The 21,664-nt window shown below is 56.0% G+C and carries 19 protein-coding genes; 7 read left to right on the forward strand and 12 right to left on the reverse strand.

Going from position 1 to position 21,664, the window contains the following annotated elements; genetic code table 11:
- Nucleotides 1–12 precede the first annotated feature (12 nt).
- Together rplM and zapE are read right to left on the reverse strand one after the other, a co-directional pair.
- Complete coding sequence (rplM, locus tag D5066_RS16005; protein WP_003860434.1) at nucleotides 13–441, reverse strand: 50S ribosomal protein L13; 429 nt, start codon at nucleotides 439–441, stop codon at nucleotides 13–15.
- Between the two features lie 289 nt (nucleotides 442–730).
- Nucleotides 731–1,855, reverse strand: coding sequence for a cell division protein ZapE (gene zapE / locus D5066_RS16015; protein WP_119916497.1), 1,125 nt, complete (start codon nucleotides 1,853–1,855; stop codon nucleotides 731–733).
- 189 nt (nucleotides 1,856–2,044) lie between these two features.
- Between zapE and zapG the strand changes: the two genes are divergently transcribed.
- From zapG to degS, 3 genes are all read left to right on the forward strand, one after another.
- Entirely contained in the window at nucleotides 2,045–2,443 is a 399-nt protein-coding gene (gene zapG / locus D5066_RS16020; RefSeq protein WP_010436126.1) for a Z-ring associated protein ZapG, read from the forward strand.
- Nucleotides 2,444–2,613: 170 nt separating this feature from the next.
- Entirely contained in the window at nucleotides 2,614–3,981 is a 1,368-nt protein-coding gene (degQ, locus tag D5066_RS16025) for a serine endoprotease DegQ (RefSeq protein WP_080328345.1), read from the forward strand.
- A 92-nt stretch (nucleotides 3,982–4,073) separates the two neighbouring features.
- On the forward strand, nucleotides 4,074–5,141 hold the full coding sequence (gene degS, locus D5066_RS16030; protein WP_080328346.1) for an outer membrane-stress sensor serine endopeptidase DegS: 1,068 nt from the start codon (nucleotides 4,074–4,076) through the stop codon (nucleotides 5,139–5,141).
- Between the two features lie 59 nt (nucleotides 5,142–5,200).
- On the opposite strand, the gene mdh is transcribed toward degS, so the two are convergent.
- Nucleotides 5,201–6,139 carry a malate dehydrogenase gene (mdh, locus tag D5066_RS16035; RefSeq protein WP_014885422.1) on the reverse strand — a complete coding sequence of 313 codons (939 nt, stop codon included), beginning with the start codon at nucleotides 6,137–6,139 and terminating at the stop codon, nucleotides 5,201–5,203.
- Nucleotides 6,140–6,536: 397 nt separating this feature from the next.
- On the opposite strand from mdh, the gene argR reads away from it, so the two are divergent.
- The 3 genes from argR (at nucleotide 6,537) to yhcN (D5066_RS16050) (ending at nucleotide 8,023) form a co-directional block, all read left to right on the forward strand.
- Nucleotides 6,537–7,007, forward strand: a complete 471-nt coding sequence (gene argR, locus D5066_RS16040) for a transcriptional regulator ArgR (protein ID WP_008502836.1) — start codon at nucleotides 6,537–6,539, stop codon at nucleotides 7,005–7,007.
- Nucleotides 7,008–7,382: 375 nt separating this feature from the next.
- A complete protein-coding gene (yhcN, locus tag D5066_RS16045) occupies nucleotides 7,383–7,646 on the forward strand; it encodes a peroxide/acid stress response protein YhcN (RefSeq protein WP_014885423.1) in 264 nt (87 codons plus the stop codon).
- A 110-nt stretch (nucleotides 7,647–7,756) separates the two neighbouring features.
- Nucleotides 7,757–8,023 (forward strand): peroxide/acid stress response protein YhcN, encoded by a 267-nt coding sequence (gene yhcN / locus D5066_RS16050; RefSeq protein WP_014885424.1) that lies wholly within the window; start codon nucleotides 7,757–7,759, stop codon nucleotides 8,021–8,023.
- Nucleotides 8,024–8,090: 67 nt separating this feature from the next.
- On the opposite strand, the gene D5066_RS16055 is transcribed toward yhcN (D5066_RS16050), so the two are convergent.
- The 5 genes from D5066_RS16055 to aaeX all read right to left on the reverse strand — a co-directional run bounded on the left by D5066_RS16055 (nucleotide 8,091) and on the right by aaeX (nucleotide 13,069).
- A complete protein-coding gene (locus D5066_RS16055; protein WP_028014596.1) occupies nucleotides 8,091–8,363 on the reverse strand; it encodes a barstar family protein in 273 nt (90 codons plus the stop codon).
- A gap of 45 nt (nucleotides 8,364–8,408) precedes the next feature.
- Nucleotides 8,409–9,863: an NAD-dependent succinate-semialdehyde dehydrogenase gene (locus tag D5066_RS16060; protein WP_119916498.1), complete on the reverse strand. Its 1,455-nt coding sequence runs from the start codon at nucleotides 9,861–9,863 to the stop codon at nucleotides 8,409–8,411.
- A gap of 89 nt (nucleotides 9,864–9,952) precedes the next feature.
- Complete coding sequence (aaeB, locus tag D5066_RS16065) at nucleotides 9,953–11,920, reverse strand: p-hydroxybenzoic acid efflux pump subunit AaeB (protein WP_119916499.1); 1,968 nt, start codon at nucleotides 11,918–11,920, stop codon at nucleotides 9,953–9,955.
- 5 nt (nucleotides 11,921–11,925) lie between these two features.
- Nucleotides 11,926–12,858, reverse strand: a complete 933-nt coding sequence (aaeA, locus tag D5066_RS16070; protein ID WP_119916521.1) for a p-hydroxybenzoic acid efflux pump subunit AaeA — start codon at nucleotides 12,856–12,858, stop codon at nucleotides 11,926–11,928.
- 7 nt (nucleotides 12,859–12,865) lie between these two features.
- Nucleotides 12,866–13,069, reverse strand: coding sequence for a p-hydroxybenzoic acid efflux pump operon protein AaeX (gene aaeX, locus D5066_RS16075; RefSeq protein WP_003860416.1), 204 nt, complete (start codon nucleotides 13,067–13,069; stop codon nucleotides 12,866–12,868).
- 179 nt (nucleotides 13,070–13,248) lie between these two features.
- Here aaeX and aaeR point away from each other — a divergent pair, with 179 nt between their 5' ends.
- Complete coding sequence (gene aaeR, locus D5066_RS16080) at nucleotides 13,249–14,175, forward strand: HTH-type transcriptional activator AaeR (RefSeq protein WP_080328349.1); 927 nt, start codon at nucleotides 13,249–13,251, stop codon at nucleotides 14,173–14,175.
- A 60-nt stretch (nucleotides 14,176–14,235) separates the two neighbouring features.
- Here the strand turns inward: aaeR and tldD are convergent, their stop codons facing one another.
- The 4 genes from tldD to D5066_RS16100 all read right to left on the reverse strand — a co-directional run bounded on the left by tldD (nucleotide 14,236) and on the right by D5066_RS16100 (nucleotide 21,658).
- Nucleotides 14,236–15,681 carry a metalloprotease TldD gene (gene tldD / locus D5066_RS16085; RefSeq protein WP_080328350.1) on the reverse strand — a complete coding sequence of 482 codons (1,446 nt, stop codon included), beginning with the start codon at nucleotides 15,679–15,681 and terminating at the stop codon, nucleotides 14,236–14,238.
- Between the two features lie 84 nt (nucleotides 15,682–15,765).
- Complete coding sequence (gene yhdP / locus D5066_RS16090) at nucleotides 15,766–19,563, reverse strand: AsmA2 domain-containing protein YhdP (protein ID WP_119916500.1); 3,798 nt, start codon at nucleotides 19,561–19,563, stop codon at nucleotides 15,766–15,768.
- Between the two features lie 42 nt (nucleotides 19,564–19,605).
- Nucleotides 19,606–21,075 carry a ribonuclease G gene (gene rng / locus D5066_RS16095; RefSeq protein ID WP_008502847.1) on the reverse strand — a complete coding sequence of 490 codons (1,470 nt, stop codon included), beginning with the start codon at nucleotides 21,073–21,075 and terminating at the stop codon, nucleotides 19,606–19,608.
- The gene (locus D5066_RS16100; RefSeq protein ID WP_119916501.1) at nucleotides 21,065–21,658 is read right to left on the reverse strand and encodes a Maf family protein; all 594 of its coding nucleotides are present in this window, start codon (nucleotides 21,656–21,658) and stop codon (nucleotides 21,065–21,067) included. Before D5066_RS16100 ends, rng begins: the two co-directional genes overlap by 11 nt.
- Nucleotides 21,659–21,664: the final 6 nt, after the last annotated feature.

A 21,664-nucleotide genomic window follows, 5' to 3' on the forward strand; every position in this document is an offset into this window, starting at 1 on the left:
CTATAATCCCGATTAGATGTCAAGAACTTGCGGTTGCTGTGCCGCGTGGTTGTGCTCGTTGCCTGCGTAAACTTTCAGTTTACGGAACATAGCACGACCCAGCGGGCCTTTTGGCAGCATGCCTTTAACCGCGATTTCAATCACACGCTCAGGACGGCGGGCAATCATCTCTTCAAAGGTCGCTTCTTTGATACCACCGATGTGGCCGGTGTGGTGGTAGTACATTTTGTCAGTACGCTTGTTGCCGGTAACAGCAACTTTGTCAGCGTTCAGAACGATGATGTAATCACCGGTATCAACGTGCGGAGTGTATTCCGCTTTATGCTTACCGCGCAGGCGACGAGCCAGTTCAGTAGCCAGACGGCCCAGAGTTTTACCGGTCGCGTCAACAACATACCAGTCGCGCTGTACGGTTTCTGGTTTAGCTGTAAAAGTTTTCATTAAAAGCTTACCCAAATAATAAGTTACACGTTGGTGAACACCCAAACGTTTAGTCAGTTGAGGTTCACACGACAAAGTCCGGCAAACCTACCCCTTCGAATAGCACATGCCGACACATAGAAAGTTTCGGGAAAAAAACCTTCTCGTAACGTGGGGTCGCAAGATTATAGAGAAGTTGAGGTCAAAGATCGACCCTTAAATGTGATTTGGAATGGGTTTTTCGGGGGACGAGTTTGTGCGGTCTGATGCCCTCCCCCCCCAGCCCCTCTCCCACAGGGAGAGGGGGAATTTATGGCATATGTTCCAGCTTCAGGTATTCCTCGCTCTGCATCTCCTGCAGGCGCGAGAGGCAGCGCTGGAACTCAAACTTCAGCCGCTCGCCCTGGTAAATCTCATATAAAGGCACCTCGGCGCTGACCACCAGCTTGACGTGGCGCTCGTAAAACTCATCCACCAGCGCAATGAAGCGCCGCGCTTCACTTTCCATCAGCCGCGTCATCACCGGCACATCCAGCATCATCACGGTGTGAAACAGGCGCGAAAGCGCAATGTAGTCATGCTGGCTGCGGGCATCCACGCAGAGCGTCGCAAAAGAGACCGCCAGCGTTTGGTTTTCTACACCAAGGGTGGGCAACGGACGATGGTTAATCTCCAGCGTCGGTGCGTTTTCGCGTTTTGCACCCGCCAGCGCCAGCCAGAGTTTATCCATCTCGCGGGTGGTGTCGGCGTTTAACGGCGAAAGCCACAGGTGCGCCTGCGTTAACGTGCGCAGACGGTAATCAACACCCGCGTCGACATTCATGATGTCGCAGTGCTGCTTGATGGCATCGATGGCGGGCAGGAAGCGCGCCCGCTGCAGGCCGTTGCGATAGAGTTCATCTGGCGGGATATTCGACGTGGCAACGAGCGTGATCCCGCGGGCAAACAACGCCTTCATCAGGCCGCCTAACAGCATGGCGTCGGTGATATCAGAAACAAAAAACTCATCGAAGCAGAGCACGTCCGTTTCCGCCTTGAACCTGTCGGCCACAATCTCCAGCGGATCGCTTTTGCCCTGCAGCGCGGTTAGCTCCTCATGCACCCGCAGCATAAACCGATGGAAGTGCAGGCGCTGTTTACGCGCGCCCGGCAGGCTGAGATAAAAGAGATCCATCAGCCAGGTTTTTCCGCGCCCGACGCCGCCCCACATATATAAACCGTGCACCGGCGCGTGGGCCTGCGGTGCTTTTTTGCCGAGCAAGCGTCCAAATGCGGCCTTGAGCCCACCACTTTGTTCTATTTCATCGGGTTTTGCCGTGAGTTCCTGATAAATCGTCTCCAGACGGTTTACCGCCTCACGTTGAACGTCATCCGGTTGGTGCGTACCCTCGCTAAGGGCCAGTTGATATCGCGATGCAGGGGACAGGTTTTGCATAATCTTATTGTTATTCCTTCAATTAACGCTCACCGGCAGGCGTGACTGGTGAAAAAAAGGCCGTTCTACACTACGCGATGATACGTCAGGATTCCACTTCTGCGGAAATAGCGGTTATAGTGGCATTATCAGGCACAGGCAGGAGCCGAGCCAACACCCTACGGAACAACAAGACAACGGGAGAAGTTCATGACCTGGGAATATGCGCTAATCGGTTTAGTCGTCGGCATCGTGATCGGTGCTGTGGCCATGCGTTTCGGTAACCGCAAATTGCGTCAGCAGCAGTCACTGCAGTACGAACTGGAAAAGAATAAAGCAGAGCTGGAAGAGTATCGCGAAGAGCTGGTCAGCCACTTTGCCCGTAGCGCCGAGCTGCTGGACAACATGGCGACCGACTACCGTCAGCTGTATCAGCATATGGCGAAAAGCTCCAGCAGCCTGCTGCCGGAAATGACAGCGGAAACTAACCCGTTCCGTAACCGTCTGGCAGACTCAGAGGCCGGTAACGATCAGGCGCCGGTCCAGATGCCACGCGACTACTCTGACGGCGCGTCCGGCCTGCTGCGCGGTGGCGCAAAACGCGATTAATCGCACAACGTGAATATATTTTACGGGCGCATCTCTTGCGCCCGTCCTTTCTTCCCGTCCCCAGCTATTATTTAGTCACACACCTCATTGTTCAGCGTTATAAAATTCAATAACATCATCATGATTGTGGGTCGTTCTTCTTTCATTCCAGGATACGAGAGTCAGCATCAATGAAGAAAAAAAACCAGCTGTTGAGCGCTTTAGCGTTAAGTGTCGGGTTATCTCTCTCGGCATCCTACCCTGCCGGTGCGGCGCTGCCTTCGCAGGTGCCGGGACAGGCAGCCATTCCAAGCCTCGCGCCAATGCTGGAAAAAGTGTTGCCCGCGGTCGTGAGCGTTCAGGTAGAAGGCACGGCGGTGCAAAGCCAGCGCGTACCGGAAGAACTGAAAAAATATTTTGGCGATGAGTCCCCCAACCAGCAGGCTCAGCCTTTTGAAGGCCTGGGTTCTGGCGTCATCATTGATGCGGCTAAAGGCTATATTCTGACCAACAATCATGTCATCAGCCAGGCCGATAAAATCAGCGTTCAGCTGAACGATGGCCGCGAATTTGACGCTAAACTGATTGGCGGCGATGACCAGAGCGACATTGCGCTGTTGCAGGTGCAGAACCCAAGCAACCTGACCCAGATTGCCATTGCGGATTCCGACAAACTGCGCGTCGGTGATTTTGCCGTTGCCGTGGGCAACCCCTTTGGTTTAGGGCAAACCGCCACCTCCGGCATTATCTCGGCGCTGGGGCGTAGCGGCCTGAATCTGGAAGGGCTGGAAAACTTCATCCAGACCGATGCCTCAATCAACCGCGGGAACTCCGGCGGAGCGTTACTCAACCTTAACGGCGAGCTGATCGGCATTAACACTGCGATTCTGGCGCCGGGCGGCGGCAGTGTTGGGATCGGCTTTGCTATCCCGAGCAATATGGCACAAACGCTGGCGCAGCAGCTTATCCAGTTCGGCGAAGTCAAGCGTGGGTTGTTGGGTATTAAAGGCATGGAGATGAGCGCGGATATCGCGAAAGCGTTCAATATCAACGTGCAACGCGGTGCGTTTGTCAGTGAAGTGCTGCCAAACTCCGGCTCGGCTAAAGCAGGCATCAAATCGGGCGATGTGATCGTCAGCCTTAACGACAAGCCGCTGAGCAGCTTTGCTGAGCTGCGTTCGCGTATCGCCACCACCGAACCGGGGGCCAAAGTGAAGCTGGGCCTGATCCGTGACGGTAAGCCGTTGAACGTCGAAGTAACGCTCGACAAGAGCACCTCGTCCTCAGCCAGTGCGGAGCTTATCGCCCCGGCGCTGCAGGGAGCAACGCTAAGCGACGGGCAGTTGAAAGACGGTACGAAAGGCATTCGCATCGACACCGTCGAGAAGAGCAGCCCTGCCGCTCAGGCCGGATTGCATCAGGAAGATGTGATCATTGGCGTGAACCGCAATCGCGTGCAGTCCATTGCCGAACTGCGCAAGGTGCTGGAGAGTAAACCGGCGGTCATTGCCCTGCAGGTCATGCGTGGCAATGAGTCTATCTACATTCTGTTGCGCTAAGCATTTGCGATCCCGGACATCACCGCTGCGTGTGATGTCCGGATAACTCATGTTATGCTGCAAATCGTTCCTTTTATCACGACACGCGCATCATGCTTTTAAAGCTCTTACGTTCCATTGTCATTGGTTTGATTGTCGCTGGCCTGCTGCTGCTGGCGATGCCGTCTTTGCGTCAGTTTAATAAGCTGTCAGCACCCCAGTTCGACAGCACGGATGAAACGCCAGCGACCTATAACCAGGCCGTTCGCCGCGCCGCCCCTGCCGTGGTTAACGTGTATAACCGCGGCCTCAATAGCTCAGCGCATAACCAGCTGGAGATCCGCACCCTCGGTTCCGGGGTGATTATGGACGAGCGCGGCTACATTATTACGAACAAACACGTGATCAACGATGCCGACCAGATCATCGTCGCCCTGCAGGATGGCCGCGTGTTTGAGGCGTTGCTTGTAGGTTCAGACAGCCTGACCGACCTGGCCGTCCTGAAGATTAACGCCACAGGCGGCTTGCCGGTCATTCCGATCAACCGTAAACGCACGCCTCATATTGGTGATGTCGTCCTGGCTATCGGTAACCCTTATAACCTCGGCCAGACGATTACCCAGGGGATTATCAGCGCAACCGGCCGCATTGGCCTCAACCCGTCAGGGCGGCAGAACTTCCTGCAGACGGATGCGTCAATCAACCACGGTAACTCCGGTGGCGCGCTGGTCAACTCGTTGGGCGAACTGATGGGCATTAATACCCTCTCGTTCGATAAAAGTAACGACGGCGAGACGCCAGAAGGGATCGGTTTTGCTATTCCGTTCCAGCTGGCGACCAAGATTATGGATAAGCTGATCCGCGACGGACGCGTGATCCGCGGCTATATCGGTATCGGCGGGCGCGAAATTGCACCGATGCATACTCAGGGCGGCGGTATCGATCAGATTCAGGGTATCGTGGTCAACGAGGTGGCACCGGGCGGTCCGGCGGCTAACGCGGGGATTCAGGTCAACGATGTCATTGTGTCGGTCAACGGCACGCCAGCGGTCTCTGCGCTGGAGACGATGGACCAGGTGGCCGAAATTCGCCCTGGCTCTATCATCCCTGTTGAGGTCATGCGCAACGATAAGAAAATGACGCTGCATGTGACGATTCAGGAATACCCGGCAACAAACTAACAGCCATAAAAAAACCGAAGCCAGTAAGTGCTTCGGTTTTTTTTGCCCGGCGTTTCGTTTTACTTGTTAACGAACTCTTCGCCCAGGGTGATATCTTTCTTCAGCGTGTCCAGCATGCCTTCCATCGCGTTTTGTTCAAACGCGCTCAGCGTACCAATAGACTTACGCTCTTCGATACCGTTTTTGCCCAGCAGCAGCGGCTGAGAGAAGAAGCGGGCATGTTCGCCGTCGCCTTCAACGTAAGCGCATTCAACAACGCCTTTCTCGCCCTGCAGGGCGCGAACCAGTGACAGACCGAAACGTGCAGCCGCCTGGCCCATAGACAGGGTTGCAGAACCGCCACCCGCCTTCGCTTCCACCACTTCGGTGCCCGCGTTCTGGATACGTTTGGTCAGGTCAGCCACTTCCTGCTCGGTGAAGCTCACGCCCGGGATCTGCGACAGCAGAGGCAGAATGGTCACACCAGAGTGGCCACCGATAACCGGCACTTCCACTTCTGTTGGCTGTTTGCCTTTCAGCTCAGCAACGAAGGTGTTGGAACGGATGATATCCAGCGTGGTCACGCCGAACAGTTTGTTTTTGTCGTACACACCCGCTTTCTTCAGCACTTCTGCTGCGATAGCAACGGTGGTGTTCACCGGGTTAGTGATGATACCGATGCATGCTTTCGGGCACACTTCAGCGATCTGCTGCACCAGGTTTTTCACGATGCCCGCGTTGACGTTGAACAGGTCTGAACGATCCATGCCTGGCTTACGCGCCACGCCTGCAGAAATCAGCACCACATCAGCGCCCTGCAGCGCAGGACGTGCATCTTCACCGGAGAAGCCTTTGATTTTTACAGCGGTCGGGATGTGGCTCAGGTCAACCGCCACACCTGGGGTTACCGGAGCAATATCGTACAGGGAGAGTTCTGAGCCTGAAGGCAGTTGGGTTTTCAGTAGTAGGGCAAGCGCCTGGCCGATACCACCAGCAGCGCCGAGGACTGCGACTTTCATCCTAAACTCCTTATTATGGTTAACTTAAGTATCTGTAAATCCGTTGCCGCGACCTTAAATCAGCATGTCTTTAATTACAATTTTCGAAGCTAAAGAATTTGAGGTCACACGACTTTATCTCTCACCAGAAAGCTATCTGATGACAGATGGCAACGAATTAAGAGGTGGTTACAATACACCCTGCCACGCCACCAAAACAACATCATTTTGATAACATTTAATTTACTTTTAAGCTTATTTGCATCGCGTGACCCAGGCATGTTTTCTGATAACGAAATCTGATAAAATCACTCCCTTTCATAACATTATTTCAGCCTGGCGCTGAGTAGATAATTTGCATAAAAATTCATCCACATGCATAATAATGTTGTTTCTATCGTCCTTTTCCGGGTGACTTATGCGAAGCTCGTCTAAGCAAGAAGAATTAGTAAAAGCCTTTAAGGCGCTACTTAAAGAAGAGAAATTCAGTTCTCAGGGAGAAATTGTTCAGGCGCTGCAGGAACAAGGCTTCGATAACATCAACCAGTCGAAAGTCTCCCGCATGTTAACCAAGTTTGGCGCGGTGCGTACCCGCAACGCCAAGATGGAGATGGTCTATTGCCTGCCGGCAGAACTTGGCGTGCCGACCACCTCCAGCCCGCTCAAGAATCTGGTTCTGGATATCGACTATAACGACGCCGTTGTGGTCATCCACACAAGCCCGGGTGCCGCGCAGCTGATTGCCCGCATGCTGGACTCGTTGGGTAAAACGGAGGGGATCCTCGGCACCATCGCCGGTGATGACACCATCTTTACCACACCGGCCAGCGGCTTCTCCGTGAAAGATCTCCACGAAGCGATTCTGGTTCTGTTCGAACAGGAACTGTAATCCCCTCTCCCCGCGGTTCCGCTGCGGGGATCGTTCTGCTCTTACCCTGTTTTCCCTTCTATTCGTCTGCCTCTTGCTTTGACAAATAGTGCTTTTTACTGCCCATTAACATTCACACAGTGAATGCCAAATCAAAAAATCGCACAAAAAATCAAAATAGCATATCCATATGATTTTCTTAGACATAGCACCTCTGCGTGAACAAATAACAGCCAATTTTATGCAATTTGGTTATAAAAAAGAGCGTAGTTAACACGTAATAACAAAGGAAACCATTAGTCTGGTATTAATTTTTACCGTTATTAGTGTATACTTGATTTTGTGATGAGGGTCACGAAACAAGACCCCACTAAAAAATTCGACGAGGTAAGAATCATGAAAATCAAAACTACTGTAGCGGCGCTGAGCGTCCTGTCTGTCCTGTCCTTCGGTGCTTTCGCGGCTGATGCTATTAATGCTGATCAGGCACAATCCCGTGAGGCAATCGGTACGGTTTCTGTCGGCGCTGTTGGCACGTCTCCAATGGACATGCATGAGATGCTGAACAAAAAAGCGGAAGAAAAAGGTGCGTCATCCTATCGCATCATCGAAGCGCGTTCCGGTGACCACTGGCACGCTACCGCTGAGCTGTACAAATAAGTTTTAGTAATTACTGAAGACCTACATCTCCACTCAACGGCACCAGGCATAAAAATAGCGGTTCAACCCTTCTCGCCGTTGAGCAAAAAACCTGTTCAGGAGTAAAGACTATGAAAACCAAATTGATCATCGCAACCCTCGGTCTGGCATCTGTTCTCTCTTTCGGCGCAAGCGCAGCCGTACAGCAAGTAAATGCCGATCAGGCACAAAATCTGCAGCGTATGGGCAGCGTCTCCGTCACGTCTGTCACCGGCTCCCCGATGGACATTCGTCAGGAACTGGCCGCCAAAGCTGAGAAAGCGGGCGCCAGCAGCTATCGCGTCACCGAACTGAATCAGGGTGACCACTGGCATGCCACGGCTGAACTGTATAAATAAACCCTCGTCGTATCTCATCATACGACTTGCCCCTGGCCTTCTGGTCAGGGGCTTTTTTTGTGCTTAATCAGTGGCGCGCATTGAAACGCAGCTGTCCTTCCAGCTCTTCTTCCGCTTCATCGAACAGTAATATCAGCGCGCCGAAACGTCTGCGCAACTTATCGGGCAGATGGATAAACTCAATCTCCAGCGGTAGCGGCAGCATGCTGCCGGTGACCACATCCCACAGCGTATCCAGATTCGTCACGCTTTCCCGTTCAAGATCAAACGCCCGGATAAATTCCCGATAGAAGTCTTCCTGACTGTCGATCTCGTCAAAATCAAAGGTATAGGTTTTCATTGCCAGCCACCCAGTCCAGGCGGGCGGCAGATGCCGCCCTGTCTATTATAATCCCCCGATATGCAGGGTTTTAACTTCCAGATACTCTTCCAGCCCCAGCACGGATCCCTCACGTCCAAGACCAGACTCTTTTACGCCGCCGAAAGGCCCCAGTTCGGTGGAAACGGCGCACTCGTTAATACCAATCATCCCGCTCTCAATGGCCTGTGAAACGCGGAAAACCCGGGAAAGGTTCTGGGTGTAGAAGTAAGCCGCCAGCCCGTAAGGCGTGTTATTCGCGCGCTGGATGACTTCATCTTCCGAGGTGAAGCGGAAACACGCCGCAACCGGGCCAAACGTCTCTTCTTCTGCCAGCTTCATGCCTTCGTGACAGTCGCCCAGCACGGTTGGCATCCAGAAATTGCCGCCCAGCGGATGGGGTTTGCCGCCCGCCAGCACGGTCGCCCCTCGTGTGACCGCATCTTCAACATGCTCACGGACCTTGTCGACCGCGGCGGATTCAATCAGCGGCCCGACGACGACGCCGTCCTCAAGGCCATTCCCCACCTTAAGGGCATTAACCGCATCAGCGAGCTTATTCACAAACTTGTCGTAGACGGTTTCCTGAATGTAGAAGCGGTTCACGCTGACGCAGACCTGCCCCGCATTGCGGAATTTATTGGCGATCGCGCCTTTTACCGCAGCCTCGATGTCCGCATCCTCAAAGACGATATACGGGGCATTTCCCCCCAGCTCCATCGAGACTTTTTTCATGGTTTCTGCGGCGTTGCGCACCAGCGTTTTGCCGACGGAGGTCGAGCCGGTAAAGGAGATTTTACGCACGTCGTGGCTGGCCATGATCGCATCGCTGATTTCATGGGTATTTCCGGCCACCGCGTTGAGCACGCCATCCGGCACGCCCGCCTGTTTTGCCAGCGTCAGCAGCGCAAAGGCGCTGAGCGGCGTGTTGTTGGCCGGTTTGATCACCCCGGTGCACCCGGCTGCCAGCGCCGGACCTAATTTACGGGTGAGCATCGCCATCGGGAAGTTCCACGGCGTGATGGCCGCGACGACGCCGATGGGTTCACGGGTCGCCAGAATGCGCGAGCCAGGCTTGATCGGCGGAATAATTTCACCGTTCGCGCGCTTGGCCTCTTCGGCAAACCACTGGATAAAGCTGGCAGCGTACTCCACTTCCCCTTCCGCTTCTTTCAGGGGCTTACCCTGCTCGGTGGTCATTAACCGCCCGAGCCAGCTTTTATTCTCAATAATCAGTTCGTACCAGCGGTACAGAATGGCCGAACGCTCTTTTGCGGTTTTGGCACGCCATGCCGGGAAGGCTTTGGTGGCCGCTGCGATAGCTTCTTCGGTTTGCGCTTTACCCGCTTTCGCAACTTTAGCGATGACCTCACCGGTCGCGGGGTTCAGCACATCAAACGTTGTGTCCAGCGTTTTCCAGATGCCATTGACCAGATAACCGGTCTGAAAAAGGGTGTTGTCCTGAAGCGCCTGAGTCGTCATGTGTCCTCCCTTCCTGAATGTAAGTACGTGCTGGAATAAGTATAGCCACAAAAAAACCGGCGCTTTTGGCGTCGGTTTTTTTACGTCGGTCAGTTATCCGTGAGGGCATTCTGATAGCGATGCAGCATAAACACCAGCCGCCCTACCGGCTCGGTCACCTGAGGCGGAGCCTCCCAGTGCTTGAGTTTTTCCTGATAGATATCGAGCTCTTCAAGCAGTTGAGTAAAGTAACGACGGCGTTTGTCATCACTGCTGGCGGAAAGCACATGGTCGGCGGTGCGACGCAGCTGGCGGTGGAAAGCCGACAAATCGTCGTTAATCGGTACCGGCGCGTTACGCAGACGCTGGTGCGCAATAATCATGGTTAACGCCAGGCGGAACTTCGCAATGTCGCCCGGGAACTTGTTCAGCAGTAAAAACAGCTGCTGGTAGAGCGCGGGCAGGTGGTTCTCTTTACGGCGCGCGGTATTGGTGGTCATCGACGATACGGCCGCCGACACGAACTGGTTCAACAATACGCGGCCCGTTCTTGCCTGCGAGTTATCCCGTACCAGCAGAATCACCATCATTGCCAGGAAGCAGCCCACCAGCTGACCCAGCGCGCTGTCGAGGAACTGGCTGAAATGGAAGGTCATCGGGTTATCCAGCACGATGATGTTGATCGTACTCGCCAGCGCCCCCAGCGATCCCAGGCGGCGCTTTTGCACTTCAATGCCGATAAAGAACGCCATCACCGCCAGGCTGATACAGAGCAGCAGCATGCTCTGTTGCGTCGAGGGGATGATGACCAGGAAATAGAGCGCACCTATCGGCAGAGCGGCAATGGTGCCGTAGAGGAAATCAATGGCGACCATGCGCGGGTTAGGCAGACGCATCGCCAGTGCGGTCACGACGGCAATCATCACCATCGCGCCGCTGCCGGACGTCCAGCCCGTCCACAGCCAGAACAGCGTGCCGAGCATGCAGGCAAGCGTCGTACGCCAGAAGTTGACCATCGCGTGATGACGCTCGGCAGATTCCGCCTTGATCACCACTTCCCCCTGTAGCACCTCTTCTTCCGCCGCGCTGATTTTGGTGTTGCCGATCACGCCGCGCTTAAGCAGCAGATAACGCGTTGCGGCCCCGACCCAGGTGTAGATCGTCACCGGGGTATCGCGTTCCCCGGTCCAGGCAATCACCCTACGCATTCGCTTAAGCTGCTTATGCACGTCCTGCACCGTCTCTACCGGCTCGGCAAACAGCTCGCGGAATGTATCAGTGACCGCTTCCGGGCGGGTGTTCTGGATAAGATAGGTTTCACACGCCTGGGTAATCAGCGTTAAGGAGACAGTATTCAGCGCCTTAAGACGACGATTCGCCCGGGCCCAGCGCGATGACTCCATATTAAGGTTGCTGCGCATCCCTTCCAGCGCCTGCGTACGGCGAACCAGCCCGCTCCAGGCTTTGTCCACCTCTTCGCTGTCGCCGTGTTTAATGCAGAGCTGCATCAGCTGGTACTGGGCAACCATCAGCGCATCAAGCTCAAGGTCGACTTCCTGCTTGATGGAGCGCGGGGAGAAAAGCAGGTCAGCAACAATCGCGCAGACAATACCAATCACAATCTCGCTGCAGCGCTCCACGGCAAACTGCGGCGCGAGAAGCGGTTCGCTTTGGATGGTGATAACAATAATCAGCGCGGTATAGCCCGCCAGCCCCCAGGCGTAGGAGTTCTCCACTTTCACCAGAGACGAAATCCAGGTGCAGAAGCCCGCCCAGATACAGCACACCATCAGCATCAGCAGCGGCGTGCGGATCATCAGAATAATAATGGTCAGCGCCGCAAAACAGCCGATAAAGGTCCCGATGATACGCAGCATCCCGCGATAGCGGATCGCGCCAGAATAGGGTTCTCCACCCGCGGCGAAGGCAGGGCCCGCCGCGACAATCGCGGCGGTGAGCACCGCCCAGCGAGGCGTTTCCAGCTGGAAGTGAAAGCCGACGAACAGCGCCAGCACAATGGCACACGCCAGCTTAACGGCGAAGCGAATGTGCTGGCTGGCGATGGTAAAGATACCCATGGCGATTAACCAAACTCGCGCAGGCGATGGGCAATCTTACGGAAGAGGGAGTCCTGGCTGGCATCCCGATCTTTTTCACCGGTAATCACCACCGTCGCAGTGGTCCCCGCTGGCCACTGGTTGCCCTGCTGTTCATCCAGATGAATACGCACCGGCACGCGCTGGGCCAGACGCACCCACTCGAGGTTGGAATCCACCGTCGCCATCCCTTTGGCATCGTTAGAGCTGCTGGAGTTGGTCACCCCTGCGGCGACGCTGTCGACGGTGCCTTTAAAGACACGGTTACTGCCGAGCGGCGTGATTTCTGCGCGATACCCAGGACGCACGCCCTCCAGCTTGGTCTCTTCCATATAGGCGAGCACATAGAATGAATTCTGTTTAACCAGCGCCACGGCGGTTGAGCCACGGGTGATAAACTCCCCGGCGTAGACGTTGAGGTTGGTCACCCAGCCATCGGATGGCGCGCGGATCACGGTACGCTCCAGGTCGAGCTTTGCCAGATCGCGCGTCGCCTGGGCTTTCGCCAGCTGGTGAAGTACGGTTTGCAGCACGTTGTTGGACTGGTCAATCTCTTCGCGGGACATCGCCTGAATGCCCAGCTGGTTACGACGGCCCGCCTCACGGCGTTTCTCCGCGGCCAGCGCCTGGTAATAGGCCACGTCCGCTTCCGCCTCCTCCAGCGCCTTCTGGTAACGAGGCTGATCGATGGTGAACAGCACCTGATCTTTCTTCACCAGTTGGTTATCGTGAACGTTAACCGCCGTGATAAGACCGGCCACGTCGGGTGCGATAGCAACCACGTCGGCGCTAAAACGCGCGTCACGCGTCCACGGTGATTCGGTGTAATAGACCCAGGCGCGGAAAATAGCGATGAAGGCGAGGATAACCAGCGCCATCGTAATGGCAGTGCGGGAGATTTTTCTTGTTAGCGTTTTCACATCAACCTCAGACAAACATGCGCGATATCAGGTAAAACAGGCAGCAATACAGCGCGGTATTGAACAATGCAGGGTGCCAGACGAAATCGTAGATCCCGGTCGGGACCAGCACCTTGCGCACCAGCCAGAAGATCGCCAGTGATAAAAGAAGCTCGAAAAATATCGGTGGGAACGACAGACCGAACACCACGATAACGGGAAACAGACTCATGTTGACCTTGATAAGAGAGAGTGCAGGCTTCAGAATTTTTAAGCGCACGCCATCGCGGGAGAGCAAGAAACGCCGGGCGAGAATGGCGCAGCCGTTATGTAATTAATAATATATTAACGTAACTGTTATGCTGTTATCTATCATATGTGATCTAAATCACTTTTAAGCCAGAGTGAACAATGGAACGTTTAAAACGCATGTCCGTCTTTGCCAAAGTGGTTGAACTCGGCTCATTTACCGCCGCGGCGCGCCAGCTTCAGATGAGCGTCTCTTCCATCAGCCAGACGGTATCCAAACTGGAAGATGAACTGCAGGTTAAGCTGCTCAACCGCAGCACCCGCAGCATTGGGCTGACGGAAGCCGGTAAAATTTACTATCAGGGCTGTCGCCGCATGCTGCATGAAGTGCAGGATGTCCACGAACAGCTTTATGCGTTCAACAACACGCCTATCGGCACGCTGCGCATAGGGTGTTCTTCAACTATGGCACAAAATGTTCTCGCTGCCATGACGGCGGAAATGCTGAAGGAGTATCCGGGCTTGACGGTGAATCTGGTGACGGGGATACCTGCGCCGGATCTGATCGCAGACGGGCTGGACGTGGTGATCCGCGTCGGCGCGTTGCAGGACTCCAGCCTGTTCTCGCGTCGGCTGGGCAGCATGCCGATGGTGGTCTGCGCCTCGAAGAGCTATCTGGCGCAGTACGGTGTGCCGGAGAAACCTGCCGATCTCGCTAACCACTCGTGGCTGGAGTACAGCGTCCGCCCCGATAATGAATTTGAGCTGATTGCCCCGGAAGGGATCTCTACCAAACTGCTGCCAGAAGGCCGCTTCGTCACCAACGATCCGATGACCATTTCGCGCTGGCTGGTGGCCGGCGCCGGGATCGCCTACGTGCCGCTGATGTGGGTGATCAATGAGATCAACAGCGGCGTGCTGGAGATCCTCTTCCCGCGCTACCAGTCCGATCCGCGTCCAGTCTATGCCCTGTATACCGAAAAGGACAAGCTGCCGCTGAAGGTGCAGGTCTGTATTAACTATCTGACGGACTATTTTGTGGAAGTGGCGGAGCTGTTTCAGGGGATGCGGGGGAGAAGGAAAGAGTAGGCTTTCACCTCACCCTAACCCTCTCCCCAACGGGGAGAGGGCCGGGATGAGGGGGGAAAATTACGCCGTGCCGCCCACCGTCAGGTTATCAACCTTCAGCGTTGGCTGACCCACGCCAACCGGCAGACTCTGGCCTTCTTTACCGCAAACACCCACGCCGTTATCCAGCTTCAGATCGTTACCGACCATGGAAATCTGCTGCATGGCCTCAATGCCGGAGCCAATCAGGGTTGCGCCCTTCACCGCTTTGGTCACCTTGCCCTTCTCAATCAAGTACGCTTCTGAGGTGGAGAAGACAAATTTACCGGAGGTGATGTCCACCTGGCCGCCGCCAAAGTTTGGCGCAAAGATACCGTAATCCACGGATTCGATAATCTCCTGCGGCGTGGATTTGCCCGGCAGCATATAGGTGTTGGTCATGCGCGGCATCGGCAGGTGCGCGTAGGATTCACGACGGCCATTGCCCGTTGGCGCAACGCCCATCAGACGCGCGTTGAGTTTGTCCTGCATGTAGCCTTTCAGCACGCCGTTTTCGATCAGCACGTTGTACTGGCCTGGCGTACCTTCATCGTCGATAGAAATCGAGCCGCGGCGGTCAGGCATGGTGCCATCATCCACTACGGTGCACAGCTCAGAGGAGACGAGCTGCCCGATCTGACCGCTGAATACGGACGTTCCGCGACGGTTGAAATCACCCTCCAGACCGTGGCCCACCGCCTCGTGCAGCAGCACGCCAGGCCAGCCTGCGCCCAGCACCACCGGGAATGTCCCGGCCGGGGCCGCGACGGCATTCAAATTCACCAGCGCCATGCGCACGGCTTCTTTAGCCCACGCGTCAGCGCGCGCTTCGCCGTCAACGTCGCCCAGGAACCAGTCATAGCCGAAACGACCGCCGCCGCCGCTTGAGCCGCGCTCGCGTTTGCCGTTGTCGTCAACCTGCACGCTGATGGAAAGTCGTACCAGCGGTCGGACGTCGGCAGCAAGAGTGCCGTCCGTTGCCGCCACCAGAATCAGTTCATACACGCCGCTCAGGCTGGCGGAAACTTCCTGCACGCGTTTGTCGGCGGCGCGCGCCACTTTGTCCACGCGACGCAGAATGTCCAGCTTCTCTTCGCGGCTCATGCTCTGCAGCGGGTCGATGCTGGTATAAAGCGCGGAGTGCTGCACTTCGCCCAGTGTTTTTACGCGGCCGTCGCCGGCATCGCGCACAATGGTACGCGCGGCCTGCGCGCTCTGCTCAAGCGCGGCAAGGCTAATCTGGTCTGCATAGGCAAAACCGGTTTTTTCGCCGCTGATGGCGCGCACGCCAACGCCCTGGTCGATGTTATATGAGCCATCTTTGATGATGCTGTCTTCTAAAACCCAGGATTCGTGATAGCTCGACTGGAAATAGAGATCGCCGTAGTCGAGACGGCGTTCGGTCAGTTGACCAAGAATGGAGAACAGGTCCTGATGGCTCAGGCCGTTCGCTGCGAGCAAATGTTCACTTACCAGGTTCAGACTCATCGTATTGCTACTCGTTCGTTGCCGCCCGTGGCGGTATAAAGATCGTATTTATTGAGAGTGAGGCAATTACCTGCCCACGTCAAATCATTGCTGAGCATCTTTGCGCGGCTGGCGCAGCACCTCGTTAATCTGCGGTTTATCCACCGGACCGGTAATGCGGTAGCGCAGAATGGAGACCTTACTCCACAGCGGCCCCAGCACTTTACTGGCGGCAAATACCGCCGCACCGACAATCGGGTTCACCACAAAGGCCGCCGCCACACCCACGCTCGCGGAAATTTCCGGCGCCACCACGGCTTCCATATCCAGCTCACGACGCACGAGGTTGACCGAGCCTTTCATGGCGATGTCCGCTTCCAGGCCGTCCACCAGCGTGTCGTCCGTATGCATAACCCCATCCTTGATCCACGCCGTACTGCGGATGGAATCATAGTAGAAACCTTCGCTGAAGGTGTCGCTGAAATCGAAGCGCAGCTTGCGAAGCAGCGCATCAAAACTCAACAGGCGCAGGATCTGCCCGGCACGCCCCGTGCTGACGTCGGCGATTTCACCTTTGCCAAAGTGGGTTTTCAGAATGCCGTTCAGGGATGCTTCGTCCGGCGTCCACGGCGCGGCACGCCAGTGAAGATCGTAATTAATGTTAAACGAGGAGCCGCGCAGCGGCGTGCTGATGCCAAAGAAGTTGGCCGCCGCATCCAGCTTGTTGCCTTTAATGTCGCCCTTCAGGGATGTGCGCTGCTCGCCCGGGTTATTTACCCATTCCCCGCCCGCCGTCATGCGGCCAAATCCGGTATCGATCAATCCGCCGGAGAGCTTGAGCGTATTCCCCTGGATGGCAAAATCACCGTCGATGCGGCCATACTTTTGCCCCCACAGCCAGCACTCCGCGCAGCGCAGCTGGAGATCGGGCCAGCCGCTAAAATCGACGCGGGAAGTGTTACTCAGCGGCGAGGCATTCGCCGGTTTATCTTTACTCGCGGCGGCCGGGTTGTAGTAGAGATAGCGGATCGCTGCCTGCCACGGCGCGTGATTGCGCATGGTCAGCGAGCCGTTGATCTCCCTGCCCTGGGCCTCCACTTTTGAGCCGTTAGCGGTTGGCTGGGAGACAATGCTCAGGTTATTCCACTGTTGCCCGCCCAGCATCAGCGACGGCGTGCGTACGGTAATGGTCTGCGGGAACTGGGCGGCCTCATCAACGTTTTGCCCAACGCCTTTCTGGAACAACGCCAGCCACTCCGCACCGTCCATCGGCGGGAGATTCAGCTCAACGCCCGCATGCTCAGGCAACGGCGGCGTGGTTTTACTGTCCGTCGTCCAGATAGCTTTGTCGAGGGTAAGCTTGCGGTTAAGCAGCCAGCGGCTGTTGAAGTGGTTCGTCCCGCCCGCGCTTCCGGTCAGCGCGAAGCTGTTGAGGTTGCCATCGACGTTCAGCTTCACCGGCAGTGCCTGGCCGGCCTGTTTATCCAGCGGTGCGGGCAGCTGGCTTTGAAGATTTTTCAGGTCGCCCGTGATGTCGACCTTATACTGCGCACCCGCGTGGTACGGCAGGTCTATTGCCACTTTCCCCTGCCAGGCGACCGCGCCGTCCACTGAGGACGCGACAGGCTTCGGCAGGACGTCCATGCGCGCTGGCTGCCAGTTGCCGTCCAGATTAACGGCCACCTGATAAGCCTTTTGCCCCTCGGTTGTCGAGAAGTCGATGTTCACGGGCTGATTAAACCAGCTGGCCGTCAGCGGCTCACTTTTCAAATTCCCATTCACAAAGCTGAACTGTCCGCTGAGGTTTTTCAGGGTGCTATCAAGCGGTTTAACGTACAGGCTGTTGTTCTTCAGACGGACATCACCTTTGGCGGTGGTCATTTCACCGTCCAGCGGGATATCTAGATGTAAGCGAGCATTCACATCGCCATCAAGCTGGAGTTGCTGAAGCGTTGCTGCCAGCGACTCTTTCAGCGGCGTATCCTCAAAGTACGGCCCCACCGCGTTGCCCGGGCCGTTGATATCAGCATCAATCAGCAGCTTCTCTTTGGAGTAGTCCGGGATGTTGGCCGTCAGGTTGCTGGCCGTCACGCCGCCCAGCGCAACGTTGTCTGCCTTCATCCACAACCCGTCGTTGAGGAAGTTAAGCTCGATATCCAGGTTTTTCAGCGCGGGCCAGCCCGGCTGGAACGCGAAGGTGGCGTCGTGCAGCGGCACCAGCACCTGGAACTGGCCTTCATTATGTTTGTACGGGAAAAGATGCGGGTTACCGCCGTAGACCAGCGTGGCGTTATCCGCCTGACCGCCCTGAATCGCGCCGCTCAGATAGTCGACCAGCGCTTTCCCCATCAGGTTTTCCGGGAAATAGCGCCAGGCCTGCGAGCCGTCATCGGTACTGATCCCGGCCAGAATACCCAACCACGGCTCGTCACCCTGCGGTTGCAGATAGCGGAAGTCTCCCCGCGCGCGTACCGCTTTGGCTTTGACGTCGATATGGCGACCATCAAGCTGGAAGCCCTTATCGTTACGGAGCCAGTTAAGCACTGCGCTGCCCTGTTCAATTTCCAGCGGCGCGCGGAAGACCGTCTCGTAAGGCATTTTAGCATCGTGCATATCGACCGTCAGCCTGCCGTTCTCCACGCTGCCTTCCAGCTTGCCGCTAAAATGCTCCGCGCCCGGCAGCATCTTCCACTGCCTCCAGGCAAGATCTTTCCATGTTGCCAGGAAACGCGTTTTTTCCGTCGCCTGCAGCGGGATATCCAGCGCAAGAGAATCAATCTTTCCGCTCGGCTGTGTCGCCAGCCAGATCTCGCCCAGGTCCGGAGAGAGCTTTGCCGCCATGGAGCGCAGGCCTTCAATGGCCGCCAGATCCAGGTTGCTGGCGCGAATGCGCAGCTCGTCGCTGCGTTTACTGGCTGCGCCACCCACGTCCTGCTCCGGCATCCAGGCCAGCGTCAGCGCACCGCGCGGCCACGGCTTGCCGTCCATCGTGATGCGCGTATCCGGGATGGCGAACTGCCAGCCCTCTTTCTCCTGCGTCACGTGCGCGGTGAGGTTATCGACGGAAAGCTGATGCTGCTGTTTTTCGCCCTTCCAGCTTGCGCCCCCCTGCTTCAGCCAGATATCGCCGCTGGCAAATTTCCCTTTCGTCAGGGTCATCCAGCCCTCGAGGCTGAAACGAGCGGTTTCCAGCTGCATGTTTTGCTGCAGCCAGTCGCCGAGCCAGGGTTTCACATCCACATCGTCGGCCTGCAGCCAGACTTTTCCGTTGTTTAACAGGCCGTCATCATCCCGCAGATCCATGCGCACCTGCATGACGCCGTGCTGGCCGTTCAGGCTGGAAAGATTGACCTGCCCCTCGGCGCGGTGTCGATCCTTGCCGTTAAGCCAGGTCAGCTGTGGGATGGCCAGTTCAGCGCGCTGGCCGGAAAGGGTAATAAAGCTCACTTCGCTGTCGCGCAGATCGAAATGATCGAACTGGCGGAGGAAGAGATCGCTAAAGCGGTTGGCTTCCAGGCCCTGATTGTTATCACCGCCCGTCAGCGGCGTATTGGTCAGAAACTGAAGTTGATAAAAGGTGAGATCGCGAAACTGCCAGCGCAGATGCAGCAGGCTTTGCCAGACGTCCAGCGCCAGGGTTACGCGTTTGATTTTGAGATGACCGCCATCTTTCAGGCTGGCGTTGATGTCACGGACATCGAGCGTCGGGCCAAAGTTCTGCCAGCTGGCGCTAACCTGGCTTACGTCCACCGGCACGCCGGTGGTGGATTCGATTTTCGCCAACAGCTGCGGACGCCAGCTGTCCAGATGCGGCAAAACGAGGCGTAGCCCGCTCACGAGCAACGCGACAATCACGACCAGCGTTGCCCCTGCAAGCAATAAAATCCCCGGCAATCGCCTCACGCATCTCTCCTTGTCAGCTTTCGTCACGCAGCGTACTGCGTCTTACATCATCACAACGTCGAACTGCTCCTGGTTATAGAGCGGTTCAATTTGTACTTTTACCTGTTTGCCGACAAAGATTTCCACTTCCGCCAGCGCGTGCGATTCTTCGCCTTTCAGCGCTTCAGCCACCGCAGGGGAAGCATAGACCAGAAAACGATCGGAGTCGTAGGCATGATGAACACGCACGATTTCACGCATAATTTCGTAGCAGACGGTCTCAACCGTCTTTACCGTTCCGCGTCCATGGCAGGTTGGGCATTCATTACACAGCACATGCTCAACGCTTTCACGGGTACGCTTGCGCGTCATTTCCACCAGGCCCAGCTGTGAGAAACCGTTGATGCTGGTTTTCACGCGATCTTTACTTAGCGCCTGCTCCAGCGAGTGCAGCACGCGGCGGCGATGGTCTTCATTGCTCATATCGATGAAGTCGATGATGATAATGCCGCCGAGGTTGCGCAGACGAAGCTGGCGCGCAATCGCCTGCGTGGCTTCGATGTTGGTATTGAAGATGGTGTCATCCAGATTGCGATGGCCGACAAACGCGCCGGTGTTGATATCGACGGTGGTCATCGCTTCGGTCTGATCGATGATCAGATACCCGCCAGACTTCAGCTCAACCTTACGCTCCAGGGCTCGCTGGATCTCGTTTTCGACATCATAGAGATCGAAGATCGGCTGACGCCCGGTGTAATGCTCCAGCAGGCCAGGCATTTCCGGGATGTACTCGGCGGTAAACTCCAGCAGCGCTTCATACGTCAGACGAGAGTCCACGCGAATACGGTCGAGCTGCGCATCGGCAAAATCACGCAACACGCGCTGCGCCAGCGCCAGCTCCCCATACAACTGGTAGCGGGTCTGGTTGCGTTTTTTACGCTCCATCACTTTGGTCCAGACGCGCTTCAGGTATGCCGCATCTGACGCCAGGTCTTCTTCGCTGATCCCTTCCGCGGCGGTACGGATAATAAATCCGCCCTGTTCATCGCAGTAAGCGCTGACCACTTTCTTCAGACGCTCGCGCTCGCTTTCGCTTTCAATACGTTGGGAAACGCCCACGTGCGACGCGCCGGGCATAAAGACCAGATAGCGGGAAGGTAAGGTGATGTCGGTGGTCAGACGGGCACCTTTGGTGCCAAGGGGATCTTTCACCACCTGCACCATTAAGTCCTGGCCCTGACGCACCAGCTCGGAAATGTCGCGCACGGCAAACTGTTTTTGCTCTTCGCCTGCGACGCACTCGGTGTGCGGCATGATATCGGAGGCATGTAAAAATGCCGCCTTATCCAGTCCAATATCTACAAAAGCCGCCTGCATACCCGGCAGTACACGACTGACACGACCTTTGTAGATATTGCCTACTATTCCGCGCCGCGCTTCACGCTCAATATGAATTTCCTGAAGAATGCCACCATCAATATAGGCCACACGGGTTTCCGATGGCGTTACGTTTACCAACAATTCAGCCGTCATAATTATCCCTTCCCTCACGCAGTGAGTTAAAATTGCTCAGCAACTCATACGTTTCCACCAGCGGTAAGCCGACTACGGCGTGATAGCTGCCATTAATCTTCCTGACAAAACAGCCACCCAACCCTTGAATACCGTATGCACCTGCTTTATCCATCGGTTCACCGCTGGCAATGTAAGCGGCGATCTCATCGTCGGTAAGTACTCTGAACGTCACGTCCGTCACCACCAGGCAATCCAGCACGTTTTGGCTGTCAGCCAGCGCGACGGCGGTCATCACCTGATGCGTTTGCCCGGACATTTTGCGCAGCATGCGCGCCGCATGTTCGCCGTCGCGCGGTTTCTCAAGCACTTCACCGTTAAGAATAACGATGGTATCTGCCCCCAGCACGGGGAGATCGCGTGGCACGCTGGCGACGCCAGCCTGCGCTTTCTCGCGCGCCAGACGAGAGACGTACTGCTGAGCACTTTCGCCCTCAGCACGTTTTTCTTCAATGCCGGTCACGATGCGTTCAAAAGAGACCCCTAACTGCGTCAGGAGCTCCTGACGGCGCGGGGAGCCGGAAGCGAGATACAAAGACGTCATAGAAAC

Origin of the sequence: Enterobacter chuandaensis (assembly GCF_003594915.1) — a bacterium.
GTDB classification, from domain to species: Bacteria; Pseudomonadota; Gammaproteobacteria; order Enterobacterales; family Enterobacteriaceae; genus Enterobacter; species Enterobacter chuandaensis.